Origin of the sequence: Kocuria sp. ICS0012, from assembly GCF_001665945.1 — a bacterium.
Lineage (GTDB): Bacteria > Actinomycetota > Actinomycetes > Actinomycetales > Micrococcaceae > Kocuria > Kocuria marina.
Genome location: NZ_LZMM01000046.1, coordinates 146,626 through 159,408, shown reverse-complemented (window position 1 = coordinate 159,408; position 12,783 = coordinate 146,626). Strand labels below are relative to the sequence as shown.

Genomic DNA, 12,783 nt, shown 5'->3' with positions numbered 1-12,783 from the left:
TTCAGCTCACGCCGACGTTCCATCCCGCGGGGACCGCGCCCAGTAGGGGGATGTGGTGGCCGCTCACATCCGGCAGGTCCGCCAGGTAGTCCCGATTGGATTCCTGCACCGGATCGGGGTGAGCTGGCCAGGATCCCAGCACGACCCCCGACACCCGCACGCCCCGGTGGTGCAGGGCCTCCAGGGTCAGCAGGGTGTGGTTCAGGGTTCCCAGGTCCGGGCGGGTCACCACGACCGTCCCGACGTCCTCCCCCGCGCGGCCTTGCAGCTCCCGCGCCAGATCCGCGATCGTGTGCTGCTGCCCGTCCAGTTCCACGAGCACTCCCCCGCTGCCCTCCACCAGCACGAGGTCGTGGGATTCCTGTAATTCCATGACCCGCTCCACGTGCGCGGTGATCGACAGAAGGTCCACCCCGTCGATCGCCGCCGCGGGAGGCGGGGCCATGGGCTCGGTGAGCCGCTGTCCCTCCGCCACGGTGAGCGCCGCGGACGGCACGCCGACGGTATGAGCCAGCCGAGCGACGTCGTCAACGTCCCCCGGATCGTCCCCGCGCACGCCTGTCTGTTGGGGCTTGTAGACCGCGATCCGTTGGACTCCGGAGGACCATGCGGCCACCGCGAGCGCCGCGGTCGTGTAGGTCTTGCCCACGTCCGTGTCCGTCCCCGTGACGATGGTGATACGGGGAAGGGGCGCATGGGCGAGTGGGTTGTGAGTCATGCGGTGACCTCCTGGACGGATGGCGTACCTCTATCGGCGCCGGAACCCGGGGCCGGAACGGGTCGCGACGGCGCGATCCGGCCGGGGCCGGCGCCCATTCCCGGCGTGGACGGCTCCAGAGCGCGCAGAACCTCCCGCACCCGATCCACCGCCCCCGACAATTCTTGTAATTCCATGTTCGCGCGCGCCGTGAGACGCAGCCTGCTGATGCCGTCCGGCACCGACGGCGGGCGGAAGCATCCCACCGCCACCCCACGCTCACGCAGGGTCCGGGCCGCGTCCACGGCGAGTTCCGCCGATCCCACGGGCACCGACTGCACCGCAGCCTGCGCGAGAGGCACGTCCAGCGCGCGGGCCACGAAGGCCGCGCGCTCGTGCAACCGGTCCGCAAGGTTGGGCCGCCCGAGGACGATCCGGGCGGCCTCCGCGGCGGCCGCGGCACTCGCCGGTGCGAGGGCGGTGTCGTACACGAACGGGCGCGCACGGTTGAGCAGGTGGTCGCGCAGCAGCTCGGACCCGAGCACCGCCCCGCCCTGCGCGCCGAGCGCCTTGGACAGCGTCACGGTCAGGACCACGTGCGGCGCGCCCGCGAGACCGAGTTCGTGCACGAGCCCGCGACCACGGCCGGCGACCCCGATCCCATGGGCCTCGTCCACGAGTAACAACGCATCGTGCGCGCGACACACCCGCGCCAGCGCCTCGAGCGGTGCGCGATCCCCCCACACCGAGTACAAGGATTCGACGACGACGATCGCCCGCGACTGCGACCGCTCCGCCAGCAGCTGCTCCACGTGGGCCACGTCCGAGTGCCGCGCGATCCGCACGGGCGAGCGGGACAACCGGGCACCGTCCACGAGGGAGGCGTGCACGTGGGCGTCCGAGACGATGAGGGTGTCCACATCTCCCAACGCCGTGAGCACACCCGTGTTCGCCGCGTACCCGCTCGAGAAGACCAGGGCCGCGGGCTGACCCGTGAGCTCGCACAGGGCGCGCTCGAGCTCCTCGTGCACGGGCAATGTGCCCGTGACGAGCCGCGACGCCCGTGAACCGGCCCCGTACCCGTCCAGTGCGCGGTGCGCCGCGGCCACGACGCGGGGGTCCCGCGACAGGCCCAGGTAGTCGTTGGACGCGAGGTCCACACACGGCCCTCGCATGGGCCGCAGTTCACGCCGCAGTCCCAGTTCGTCGCGTTCCCGCGCCCGGTCGTGAAGCCAATCGTCAAGGGGTCCCGCGGCGGTTCCGGCCGCGGCCGCTTCCGTGTGCGCGTTCATGCTCCGGCCTCCCTTGTCACGTCCCGGGCCGCGTGCACCACGGCGTGGGCGATGCGGCGGGAGTCGTCGTCCGAACAGATGTAGGGCGGCATCGCGTAGAGCAACCGACCGAAGGGCCGCACCCACACACCGTGCTCGAGGGCTGCGCGCGTCAACCGTGCATTGTCCGGGGCCCGGTGGAATTCCACGACACCCACCCCGCCGATCACCCGCACGTCCTCTACCGCGTCGAGTTCGGCGGCCGCGGGGAGGATCTCCCGGAAGGCGGTTTCCAGTCGGGTGATGTCCCGGCGCCACGTGTCCCGGAGCATCCGCACGGACTGCAGGGCCACCGCGCACGCGAGCGGGTTGGCCATGAACGTGGGCCCGTGCATGAGCGCACGCTGCGGTGACGCCGTGATGACCGTTCCCACGGATCCGGACACCAGCACAGCGGCGAGGGTCATGTATCCGCCGGTCAGGGCCTTGCCCACGCACATCACGTCCGGGACCACCCCGGCCCACTCGCACGCGAACCACCGCCCGGTGCGTCCGAACCCCGTGGCGATCTCGTCCGCGATGAGCACGAGGTCCAGCTCGTCCGCGATCTCCCGCAGGGCTCGCAGACAGCGCGGGTCGTACGTGCGCATCCCGCCGGCTCCCTGCAGAACGGGCTCCACGATGACGCCCGCGAGCTCGTCCCGGTGCGCCCGGGCCGTGGCGCGCACGTCCGCGATCCACCGCGCGACGTCCTCGTCCGGCCCCACCCACTCGTGATCCTCCCCCGACGACGACGCCGCGGGAGGCGGTGCCACGAACAGCTGCTCCGCCACCAGCCCGGAGAATTCGGCGTGCATCCCGCCCTCGGGGTCGCACACGCTCATGGCGCCAGTGGTGTCCCCGTGGTAGCCGCCGCGCACCGTGAGGATGCGCCGACGCTGCGGCCGGCCGCGCGCCGCCTGGTACTGCACCGCGAGCTTCAGCGCGACCTCCACGCTCACGGAGCCCGAGTCTGCGAAGAACACGTGCTGCAGCTCGGGCGGGGTGACCTCCACCAGCAGCTCCGCGAGTTCTACGGCCGGGCGGTGCGTGAGCCCCCCGAACATCACGTGGGAGAACTCGGTGATCTGGTCCACGGCGGCGCGGTCCAGTTCCGGGTTGCGGTAGCCGTGCACGGCGCACCACCACGAGGCCATGCCATCGATTGCCCGGATCCGGTCCCCCTCAGGAGTCTCCAGGGTCAGGGTCACGCCCTCCGCGGCCAGCACCGCGTGGGGTGCGGGTCCGTCCAGCGGTGCGTAGGGGTGCCAGAGCAGCCCGCGGTCACGAGCGGCGAGGCGGGTGGGCTCCACGGCGTCGTCACCCTGTTCTGCCGTCTCTGCCACGGCACCCGCGGCGGGGCAAGAAGCCTCCCCGCTGCTCTCGGCGGGCGCGGTGCCGTGCGTGATCTGCGGTGCCGGTTCAGGCATTCGGCGCCACCGAGGTCCCCGCACCACGACGCCGCACGGTCGGGCTCAGCTCGATCCTCACCCGGGTGTCGTTCTCGTCGCGTTCGGGCCCGTCGCCCGAGCTCAACAGGGCGGCGAGCGCCGCGGAGACCGGGGCAGCTGACCGAGTAGGGACCGGGCCCTGCGCGGTCGAGGGCAGCGCGGCGTCGTCACCCTGATCGGAAAAGACGGGGTCGAAGGGGGCCGGACCGCCGCCCGAGGTTGCATCGGGACCGGCAGCTCCACCGGTTCCGCACGTGGCCCCGCAGGGCGTGCTCGCCGGGCCTGCCGAGCCCGTCTGACCTGCCTGGCCCGCCGCAGCCTGCTCGGGAGCCGCGCCGCTCGAGGCGTGGGCGGGCACCGCGGCGTCGTGCTCACGGGAAAGGTCTGGCCCCGCACCAAGGACGGTGAAGCCGGCGTCCGCGATCATGTCCAGGTCCGCCTTGGCCGCCTGCCCTTCGGAGGTGAGGTAGTCGCCCAGGAACAGGGAGTTGACCACGTGCAGGGCGAGCGGCTGCAGCGAGCGCAGGTGCATCTCGCGGCCACCGGCCATGCGGATCTCCTTGTCCGGGCACACGAAGCGCACAACGGAGAGGATCTTCAGGCACTTCTGCGGGCTCAGCTGCCACGTGCCTGCCAGGGGCGTGCCGTCGAAGGGCATGAGGAAGTTCACCGGCACGGAGTCCGAGCCCAGATCCCGCAGCGCGAAGAGCGCCTCAACGAGCTGCTCGTCCGTCTCCCGCATGCCCACGATCAGCCCGGAGCACGGGGAGAGCCCGGCGTCCTTCGCGCGCTCCACGGTGTCCACGCGGTCCTGGTAGGTGTGGGTGGAGCAGATGGACTCGTAGTGGGACTCGGCGGTGTTGAGGTTGTGGTTGTAGGCGTCCACGCCCGCGCCGCTCAGCGTCTCCGCCTGGCCGTCCTTGAGCAGGCCCAGGCATGCGCAGACCTCCACATCCGGGTGCTGCTCCTTCAGCGCCTCGACCGTGCGGGTCACGTTGCCCACCTCACGGTTGGACGGGCCGCGACCGCTCGCCACGAGGCACACGCGGCTCGCACCACCGCGGATACCGTACTCGGCCTGCTCCACCGCCTTTTCGGGGCTCAGCCACGAGTACTTGAGGATGTCTGTCCCGGCGTTCAGGCGCTGGGAGCAGTAGCCGCAGTCCTCGGCGCACAGCCCGGACTTCAGGTTGACCAGGTAGTTCACCTTCACGGTCATCCCGAAGTGTTCGCGGCGCAACCGTGCGGCGGCGGCCACGAGGTCCAGCATGCCGGGGTCGTCGGTGTGCAGCAGTTCGAGGGCTTCGTCCGGGGTCACGGGGTCGCCAGCCAGGACGCGCTCGGCCAGCTCGGCAGGGTTCTTGAACATTGTTCAATTATTGAACGCCGTTCAAGAAAGTCAATTCTCCAACGCCCGCCCCGCGCCGCACCGGCCGATCGGTAGAGTCACACGCAGCACCCGACCGAGCACCCCGAGAGGAGCACCGTGGCCCTGAACCGCGATGACGTGGTGGATGCCGCGTGGCACATCCTGCAGAGCTACGGCCTGGGTGATCTCTCCATGCGCCGCCTCGCCAAGGAGCTCGAGGTCCAGCCCGGCGCCCTCTACTGGCACGTGGCCAACAAGCAGGAGTTGCTGGCGGTGCTCGCCCAGCGCATGGTCGCACCGCTCGCCGCCGACCGCGCGGTGCACGACGACGCCGCTCCCCGCGCCGTCCGCTCGGCCGGTCACGACGGGGCGGGTCCGGGGCACTCCGATGACGGCCGCACCGAGCCCGGCCACCTCGACCCCGCTCGGGTTGCCGCGGAGTTCCGTCGGCTGATCCTCGCGGTGCGCGACGGCGCGGAGGTCGTCGGCGTGGCCCACGCCCTCGATCCGCTCGACCTGCCGCCGGTTCCGCTACTCGTCGCGGCCCTATCCGCCACGGGTCTCACGCAGCGGACCGCCGAGAACACGGCCCTGACCCTGGTCCGGTTCACACTGGGCTCCGTCACCGCTCAGCAGACCCGCGAGGCCATGGGGCTGCCCACCACTGACAGCGCTCCGCGGTTCGAGGCCGGACTGGCCCTGATCCTCGGGCGTGAGGCAGCGCCCCTCGAGAGGTCCGACCCATGACACGGCCCGCCTTCACCATCCGTCTCCCCGAGCCCGACGACGCTCCCGCCCTCGCGGCCGTCCACGTGCGTTCCTGGCGTGAGACGTACGCGGGCATGCTCCCGGAGCGTTTCTACGACGAGACGGCGCAGTGGCGTCGTCGCACCATGTGGGACGGCCTGCTGCGCGATGAAGCCGGCCGGAGCGCGGTGCGCGTCGCGGAGGTGGCCGGACGGATCGTGGGCTTCGCCGCGGTCGGTGCACCGGAGGAGTCGCAACCGGCGCGGGAGACCGCGCTGCGCATGGTGTACGTTCTGCGCGAGCACCACGGCGGCGGAGCGGGACAGGCGCTGCTGGACGCCGCGCTGGGGGCCGAGCCCGCGCAGCTGTGGGTCGCCGCGGCCAATGCGCGCGCCATCCGGTTCTACGAGCGCAATGGCTTCCGCGCGGACGGGACCGAGACGGTGGACCCGCGACTGTCGGACCTGCGCGAGCTCAGGATGGTGCGCTAGCGAGCGAGTGCGTTGGCGCGCGGACCCTGGCGCGATCGGCCAGGTAGCACGGCAGCAGGCCGATACCCGCCCCGGACCGGGTCAACTCCACGTGCACCATGGAGGACGTGGCCCCGATCGACTGGTGCATCCGCGGCAGATGCCGCACGGGATCGATCAGCTCCGGGACGTCCTGCATGGACTCGATGGAGTAGAGCAGAGGGTGCTCCTGCAATTGGGCGGGGGACTCGAGGGCCGGGTGGCGTTCCACGTACGCCGCGGACGCGTAGAGCCCCAGGAAGTAGTCCGCCGAGTGGAACGACTCGTTCCGGGAGACCTCTGGGCACCCCACGACCACCGCGACGTCGATCCCCACGAGGTTGGCGCTCGGGCGGCGCGCCGCGTTGATCATCTCGAGCCGCACACCGGGGTGGGTCTCGGACAGCCTGCGCATGGCCTCACCCACGGCGATCCCGCCCAGGCCGTCCGGGGCCAAGACCCGCACGAGCCCCTTCACCCCGCCTCCCGCACCGCCCGATTCCAGGGCGAGGGAATCCAGGGCCCTCTCGATGCCCTCGGCGGCACTCACGAACTGTCGACCCAGATCCGTGGGCTCCCACGCCCCGTCCGATCGGACCAGGGCGTCCTGGCGCTCGCCCCGAAGGACGCCCTCCTCATCGACAGTTCCACGATCGACGTGGAAACCGCCCTGGAGCTGCACAAGGCCGCGGCGGAGAAGGGTTTCGCGTTCGTGGACGCCCCGGTCTCGGGCGGGATCAGCGGTGCTGCGGCGGGAACACTCACGTTCATGATCGGGGGCGACAAGGACACCGTGGCCCGGGCCGAGCAGGTCATCACTCCCATGGAGGGTCGGATCGTGCACACCGGCGGGCCGGGCATGGGGCAATCGGCCAAGATCGTGAACAACATGATGCTCTTCGTCAATCTCGAAGCGTGTGCGGAGGGTTCCGTCCTGGCCGCCAAGGACGTGGGGCTCGCGCTGTCCGCCGGTGAGCAGACGGGCGTGGACCTCCCCGCGGCCGCCCGGAGCACGACACGCGCTCAGACCCCCGCGCCCACGACCAGCATGGTGGCGGCGAAGACGATTCCGGAGACCAACAACACCACGGTCGTGTAGCCCAGGATGTCCCGGATCTTCAGTCCCGCGATGGCCAGCAACGGCAGGGCCCAGAACGGCTGGATCATGTTCGTCCATTGATCGCCGTAGGACACGGCCATGATCACCACGGCGGGGTCCACGTCCAGGCGGGCGGCGGCGTCCAACAGGATGGGTGCCTGGATGGCCACCTGCCCGCCGCCGGACGGGACGAAGAAGTTGACCAGCCCTGCGGACAGGAAGGCCAGCAGGCCCAGCGTCTGGGGCGATGCCACGGCGACGATCGAGTCGGAGAGCACCTGGATCAGCCCCGTGGCGGTCATGATGCCCATGATCCCGGCGTACAGGGGGAACTGCAGCAGGATGTCCCCCACGTTCGACGCGGCGTTCTTGACCAGGCCCATGACCTCGAACGTGTTGCGGGACAACAGGAAGATCAGCCCCAGGAACATCCAGTTCACGATGTTCAGGGTGACCGTTCCACCCCCGGCGAAGTGGATGACCAGGTAGGCCACCAGTGCCAGGCCCACGAGAGTCGTGGGGATGCGGGAGGCATCCAACCGGTCGGCCGGGGCCTCTATGACCGGACGCTCGATCTCCTGTTCGGACTGGGCGAGCGCCTCGGCCGTGACCGTGTGGGACTCGGGAACGCTGCGCGGTGCCACGAGCCAGAGCGCCAGGGCCACCAGGATCAGGGTGACGACGATCGCGCTGATGTTCCATTACGAGAAAATGGTCTCCCTGATGGGAATGATGTGGCCCACCTGCTTCTCGATGAACGAGCCCGGGGTCGCGGCGGTCAGTGGGCCGGAGCCCGAATACCCCATGTGCCACACCACGAACCCGGAGAACCCGGACGCCACGAGCATCGGGAAGCTCACGGCCTGGCGCCTGCGCGCGAACTCCGCGGCGACCTCCCGGGCGAGCAGACCGCCGACCACCAGGCCGAAACCCCATGTGATGAGGGAGGCCACCGCAGCGATGACGAACACGAAGATGTAGGCGCGCAGGGGTGAGCGGGGCACCGAGGCCAACTTGCCGAGACCGGCGCGCACGGGCCGGGTACTGGCCAGGGCATGACCGAGCAACAGCACCAGCGCCATCTGGGTCATGAACTCCAGCAGCCCAGACAGTCCCGTGCCCCATCCCTGGATCACGGCCACGGGCCCGGAATCGGTCAGCAGCAGGGCCATGAGGGCCACCAGGACGGTGAGGACTATGGCGAAGATCAGCGCCGAGGGGATGAACCTCTCCACGGCGGTGTTGAGCGGCCGCATCACGCGGGCCAGCGGCGGTTCGGACCGGGCGGCGGTGGCCTGCGGGGTTCCCGGGGTGCTCATGACAACGGCTCTCGATGGTGGCGGGACACGGGTGGTTCTCCGATCTGGGTCAGGGTTGGGGACATGCGATCGGTTGCCGGGCGCGGGCGCGTGGCCCGGTGGTGGTCCAGGAACAGCAGGACGATCAGCAGGACGTCCACGACGTCGCCGCCGTAGTACATGACCTGCGCGCCCACGTGGGCGTCGTGGGGCGCGACTCCCGCGGGCGGATGCGCGTAGAGCCACTTGGCCAGGACCGAGTGCGCCGCGATGAAGAGCACCAGGACCACGGCGCGCACCCGGAAGGACGAACGATGCGGATCGGGGTCCGGTCCGGCGATGGCCGCCGTGAACACGTAGCCGGCCAGGAAGATGTGGGTGTGGACGAGCGCGTGGCCCCACGCGGAGGCGTGCATCCAGTGGAACAGCGCGGTGCTGTAGAGCAACCACAACCCGCCGGCATTGAGGATCGCGGCCACCACGGGGTGCGTGACCCAGCGGACGACCGGGAACCGCAGCACCCGCGAGACCCGGCGCGCCCCGGCGGTGGACAGCCCGCGCAGCGCCACCCGCACGGGCGCGCCCAGGACGAGCAGCAGGGGTCCGAGCATCCCCACCAACAGGTGCCCCACCATGTGAGCGGTGAAGCTGGTGTGCCCGGCGTGGACGAGGGGCCCCACGAGGCCCACCCCCACGCCCAGCAGGCCGACGTAGAAACTCACGGGACGCCACGGACTCGGGCCCGTCCTGTGACGGCCCGACCACAACAACCACCCGTACCCCGCGGCAGCCAGTACCAGCACCACCACGACCAGCCACTCGAACACAGGCCATCCGACAGCAGCGGTGGTCTCCGCGTGGTGGGTGTGATCCGCATGGTGGGCGTGGTCCGAGGACATCAGCGGGTCCGATAGGCCCGCGCGCCGCGCCGCAGCACCACGAACCCGATGAGCATGAGGATCACCGCGGTGCCGTTCCACACGAGGTCGTACGGCAGGATGTCCACCCCGTAGCGGATCTGGTGGATGCCCAGCAGCTTGTGGTCCACGATGCCATCGAAGAGCTGGAAGGTCCCCACACCCAGGATCACGGCCCCGATCCAGTGGGGCCAGTGCACCCCACCCCGTCGGCGCACGTCAGCGAGCAGGAACAGACCCCAGATGGTGATGAACCACCCGAAGGCGTGGAAGAACCCGTCCGTCACGAGGGCCACCTCGTGCGTGGAGAGGTCGTAGAAGTGATGCCACTGCAGGCCCAGGTGGAAGATGAACAAGTCGATCATGGAAGCGGCGATACCGCATCCGAACAGGAACCCGGACAGCGCCGCCCGCTTGCGGGTGCGCCGCGGGTCCGGGACAGGCCCGCCCCCTGATCCAGGGCCCTCCAACGATGTCGAGTCCGGTGTGGATGCCGTGTGCGCCATAGTTCCTCCTGAATCCATTCGATCAACCCGGCCGCCCGCCCCCGGGGACCACACGGGCCGGTCAGCCGGCTCGAGCCGGGCCGCCCCTGGTGCGGGTCACGCCCGCCCCGGGTCCGGGACGGGCGTGACCCACCTGCAAGGCTCAACGGCTCAACAACAACGCCTCACCCTGACCGCCGCCACCGCACAGGGACACGGCGGCCTTGCCGGAGCCACGCCGCGCCAGTTCCAAAGCGGCATGCAGCGCGATCCGCGCGCCCGAGGCCCCCACGGGGTGGCCCAGGGCGATCGCACCACCGTGGATGTTGACCTTCTCGGGGTCCACGCCCAGGTCGCGCACCGACTGCACGGCCACGGCCGCGAACGCCTCGTTGATCTCGATGAAGTCCAGATCCTCCAGGGTCCAGTCGGACCGCGAGAGCGCGTGCTCGATGGCCCGGGAGGGCTGGGAGTGCAGGGAGGTATCCGGACCGGCCACCTGACCGGGTTTGCCCACCACGGCGAGCCACTCGAGTCCGTGCTCCTCCGCGTAGCCGCGCGTGGTCAGCACGAGGGCCGCAGCGCCGTCGGAAATGGGGGACGAGTTGCCCGCGGTGATGGCGCCGTCCTTCGTGAAGGCGGGGCGCAGCTTGCCGAGGCCCTCCGCGGTGGAATCCGGGCGCACGCCCTGGTCCTCTGACACCGTGATCGGATCGCCCTTGCGCTGGGGCACCTCGATGGGCGCGATCTCGTCCGCGAAGATCCCGTCCTGCTGGGCCTTGCCCGCGAGCTGGTGGCTGCGCGCGGCCACCGCGTCCTGCTCGGCGCGGTCGATCTGACGCTCGCCGTTGCCGGACTCGGTGAGCTCACCCATGGGCACGCCCTTCTCGACGTCCACGAGCCCGTCGTGGGCGAGCGAGTCCGCGAGCCGCATGTCCCCGTAGGACTTGCCCTTGCGGGCGCCCAGGGCCAGGTGCGGCGCGTTGGTCATGGATTCCATCCCGCCGGCCACGACGACGTCCGCCTCACCCAGGCGCAGCATTCGCGCCGCTTCCGTGACGGCCACCAGACCGGACAGGCACACCTTGTTCAGGGCCGCCGCCGGGACGGTCTTGGGCAGTCCGGCCTTCACCGCGGCCTGCTTGGCCGGGTTCTGCCCGGTGCCCGCCTGCACCACGTTGCCCATGTAGACGTAGTCCACGTCCTCGGGGGAGACCCCCGCGCGCTGCACGGCGTGCTTGATCGCGTGCGCGCCCAGGTCCACGGCGCTCAGGTCCGCGAGCGCGCCCAGCAATTTGCCCTGGGGTGTGCGTGCTCCGTTGACGATCACCACGTCATTGGCGTTCTCTGTCATTTCTCCTCCTGTACGGGCACGGAGTCCGGGGTGACGTCCACGAGCTCAACCCGGTATTCGGCCTCGGTCTTGGCTGCTACTTCTTCTTCGGTCACACCCGGGGCGAGGGTCCGCAACACCAGCCCGTGTTCCTCCACGTCGAAGACGCACAGGTCGGTGATGATACGGTCCACGACCCCGACACCGGTCAGGGGCAGATCGCACTCCCGCTTGAGCTTGGCGGAGCCGTCCTTGGCGACGTGTTCCGTCAAGACCAGCACACGAGGTGCTCCGGTCACAAGGTCCATGGCCCCGCCCATTCCCTTGACCATCTTGCCGGGAATCATCCAGTTGGCCAGGTCGCCGCGCTGCGAGACCTGCATGGCCCCCAGGATCGCCATCTTCACGTGTCCACCGCGGATCATCGCGAAGGACATCGCGGAGTCGAAGATCGCGGCCCCCGGCTGCAGGGTGATCGTCTGCTTCCCGGCGTTGATCAGGTCCGGGTCCTCGTCCCCCTCGTACGGGAACGGGCCCATGCCCAGCGCCCCGTTCTCGGTCTGCAGCACCACGCTCACGCCCTCGGGCAGGTTGTTCGCCACGAGGGTCGGGATCCCGATGCCCAGGTTCACGTAGTCGCCGTCATGCAGTTCCGACGCCGCGATGGCCGCCATCTCATCACGCGTCCAACTCATGCCACCGTTCCTTCCGCTCCGCCGTTGCCCGCGCCCCGGGCGGCACCACCGCCGGTCCGCACGTCCGTTCCGCCCTCCGACGACGACGCCGCGCCGCGGGCCTCGGTCGCGTGGTGCGCTGCTCGATCTCCTTGGGCGCCCCCGAGTACTGCACCACGTGCTGCACGAAGACCCCGGGGGTCACGATGTGGTCCGGGTCCAGCTCACCCGGGGCCACGACCTCCTCGACCTCCGCGAACGTGATCCGCGCGGCCGTGGCGCACACCGGGTTGAAGTTGCGCGAGGTCCTCCGGTAGATCAGGTTGCCGTCCGTGTCCCCTCGCCACGCGTGCACCAGGGCGATGTCCGCGACGATCCCGCGTTCCAGGATGTAGGTGCACCCGTCGAACTCCGCGGTGGGCTTCCCCTCCGCCACGCGCGTGCCCACACCGGTGGCGGTGTAGAACGCGGGGATCCCCGCACCGCCCGCGCGCAGCCGTTCGGCGAGCGTGCCCTGCGGGTTGAACTCGACCTCGAGCTCACCCTCCAGGTACTGGCGGGCGAACTCCTTGTTCTCCCCCACGTACGAGGACAGCACCTTACTCACCTGCTTGTTCTCCAGCAGCAGACCGAGCCCTTTGCCGTCCACGCCCATGTTGTTGGACACCACGGTCAGGTCCTTGGCTCCGTTGTCGCGGACCGCTTCGATGAGGTCCCGCGGGATCCCGGACAGTCCGAAACCGCCCACCGCCACGGTCATCCCGTCCCGCAGCGTCTCGGCGAGCAACTCGGCCACGTTGTCCCTGAGTTTGGACATGGTCACCCCTCCAGTGCGTGATCTGCCTCTCAGGCTAGAAAGTGACCACATCTTGGTCAATGCTTCACCCGTAATCG

Annotated in this window: 13 protein-coding genes and 1 pseudogene; 3 read left to right on the top strand and 11 right to left on the bottom strand. The window is 70.2% G+C overall.

From position 1 onward, the window contains the following. Position 1 precedes the first annotated feature (1 nt). From bioD to bioB, 4 genes are all read right to left on the bottom strand, one after another. A complete protein-coding gene (bioD, locus tag A5728_RS07935; protein WP_064846517.1) occupies positions 2-718 on the bottom strand; it encodes a dethiobiotin synthase in 717 nt (238 codons plus the stop codon). After that, positions 715-1,989, bottom strand: a complete 1,275-nt coding sequence (locus A5728_RS07930; RefSeq protein ID WP_082943327.1) for an 8-amino-7-oxononanoate synthase — start codon at positions 1,987-1,989, stop codon at positions 715-717. The genes bioD and A5728_RS07930 overlap by 4 nt, the downstream gene beginning before the upstream one ends. Beyond that, positions 1,986-3,353: an adenosylmethionine--8-amino-7-oxononanoate transaminase gene (gene bioA / locus A5728_RS07925; RefSeq protein WP_231885566.1), complete on the bottom strand. Its 1,368-nt coding sequence runs from the start codon at positions 3,351-3,353 to the stop codon at positions 1,986-1,988. The genes A5728_RS07930 and bioA overlap by 4 nt, the downstream gene beginning before the upstream one ends. 76 nt (positions 3,354-3,429) lie before the next feature. Continuing rightward, entirely contained in the window at positions 3,430-4,827 is a 1,398-nt protein-coding gene (gene bioB / locus A5728_RS07920) for a biotin synthase BioB (protein WP_064846516.1), read from the bottom strand. Positions 4,828-4,944: 117 nt separating this feature from the next. Between bioB and A5728_RS07915 the strand changes: the two genes are divergently transcribed. Then, positions 4,945-5,574: a TetR/AcrR family transcriptional regulator C-terminal domain-containing protein gene (locus tag A5728_RS07915; protein WP_064846515.1), complete on the top strand. Its 630-nt coding sequence runs from the start codon at positions 4,945-4,947 to the stop codon at positions 5,572-5,574. Continuing rightward, positions 5,571-6,065 (top strand): GNAT family N-acetyltransferase, encoded by a 495-nt coding sequence (locus A5728_RS07910; protein ID WP_197493126.1) that lies wholly within the window; start codon positions 5,571-5,573, stop codon positions 6,063-6,065. The genes A5728_RS07915 and A5728_RS07910 overlap by 4 nt, the downstream gene beginning before the upstream one ends. Here A5728_RS07910 and A5728_RS14125 read toward each other — a convergent pair. Next, entirely contained in the window at positions 6,049-6,633 is a 585-nt protein-coding gene (locus A5728_RS14125; RefSeq protein ID WP_231885565.1) for a LysR substrate-binding domain-containing protein, read from the bottom strand. The two genes, A5728_RS07910 and A5728_RS14125, sit on opposite strands and share 17 nt — an antisense overlap. Here A5728_RS14125 and A5728_RS14120 point away from each other — a divergent pair. Further along, a complete protein-coding gene (locus tag A5728_RS14120) occupies positions 6,598-7,182 on the top strand; it encodes an NAD(P)-dependent oxidoreductase (protein ID WP_369795623.1) in 585 nt (194 codons plus the stop codon). The two genes, A5728_RS14125 and A5728_RS14120, sit on opposite strands and share 36 nt — an antisense overlap. Here the strand turns inward: A5728_RS14120 and A5728_RS07895 are convergent. From A5728_RS07895 to A5728_RS07870, 6 genes and pseudogenes are all read right to left on the bottom strand, one after another. Continuing rightward, positions 7,107-8,438, bottom strand: a pseudogene (locus tag A5728_RS07895) (short-chain fatty acid transporter). The gene A5728_RS14120 and the pseudogene A5728_RS07895 overlap by 76 nt on opposite strands. A 59-nt stretch (positions 8,439-8,497) precedes the next feature. Further along, on the bottom strand, positions 8,498-9,379 hold the full coding sequence (locus A5728_RS07890) for a cytochrome c oxidase assembly protein (protein WP_082943324.1): 882 nt from the start codon (positions 9,377-9,379) through the stop codon (positions 8,498-8,500). Next, complete coding sequence (locus A5728_RS07885; RefSeq protein WP_082943323.1) at positions 9,379-9,903, bottom strand: DUF2243 domain-containing protein; 525 nt, start codon at positions 9,901-9,903, stop codon at positions 9,379-9,381. The genes A5728_RS07890 and A5728_RS07885 overlap by 1 nt, the downstream gene beginning before the upstream one ends. A gap of 142 nt (positions 9,904-10,045) precedes the next feature. Beyond that, positions 10,046-11,236: an acetyl-CoA C-acetyltransferase gene (locus A5728_RS07880; RefSeq protein WP_064846513.1), complete on the bottom strand. Its 1,191-nt coding sequence runs from the start codon at positions 11,234-11,236 to the stop codon at positions 10,046-10,048. After that, positions 11,233-11,910 (bottom strand): CoA transferase subunit B, encoded by a 678-nt coding sequence (locus tag A5728_RS07875; protein ID WP_064846512.1) that lies wholly within the window; start codon positions 11,908-11,910, stop codon positions 11,233-11,235. The genes A5728_RS07880 and A5728_RS07875 overlap by 4 nt, the downstream gene beginning before the upstream one ends. Beyond that, positions 11,894-12,706: a CoA transferase subunit A gene (locus A5728_RS07870; protein ID WP_082943333.1), complete on the bottom strand. Its 813-nt coding sequence runs from the start codon at positions 12,704-12,706 to the stop codon at positions 11,894-11,896. The genes A5728_RS07875 and A5728_RS07870 overlap by 17 nt, the downstream gene beginning before the upstream one ends. Between the last annotated feature and the right edge of the window lie 77 nt (positions 12,707-12,783).

Excerpts from the sequence above, each read along its gene's own strand:
- bioD (WP_064846517.1), bottom strand. The coding sequence starts at position 718 with ATGACTCACAACCCACTCGCCCATGCGCCCCTTCCCCGTATCACCATC.
- A5728_RS07930 (WP_082943327.1), bottom strand. The coding sequence starts at position 1,989 with ATGAACGCGCACACGGAAGCGGCCGCGGCCGGAACCGCCGCGGGACCC.
- bioB (WP_064846516.1), bottom strand. The coding sequence starts at position 4,827 with ATGTTCAAGAACCCTGCCGAGCTGGCCGAGCGCGTCCTGGCTGGCGAC.
- A5728_RS07910 (WP_197493126.1), top strand. The coding sequence starts at position 5,571 with ATGACACGGCCCGCCTTCACCATCCGTCTCCCCGAGCCCGACGACGCT.
- A5728_RS07890 (WP_082943324.1), bottom strand. The coding sequence starts at position 9,379 with ATGTCCTCGGACCACGCCCACCATGCGGATCACACCCACCACGCGGAG.
- A5728_RS07885 (WP_082943323.1), bottom strand. The coding sequence starts at position 9,903 with ATGGCGCACACGGCATCCACACCGGACTCGACATCGTTGGAGGGCCCT.
- A5728_RS07880 (WP_064846513.1), bottom strand. The coding sequence starts at position 11,236 with ATGACAGAGAACGCCAATGACGTGGTGATCGTCAACGGAGCACGCACA.
- A5728_RS07875 (WP_064846512.1), bottom strand. The coding sequence starts at position 11,910 with ATGAGTTGGACGCGTGATGAGATGGCGGCCATCGCGGCGTCGGAACTG.
- A5728_RS07870 (WP_082943333.1), bottom strand. The coding sequence starts at position 12,706 with ATGTCCAAACTCAGGGACAACGTGGCCGAGTTGCTCGCCGAGACGCTG.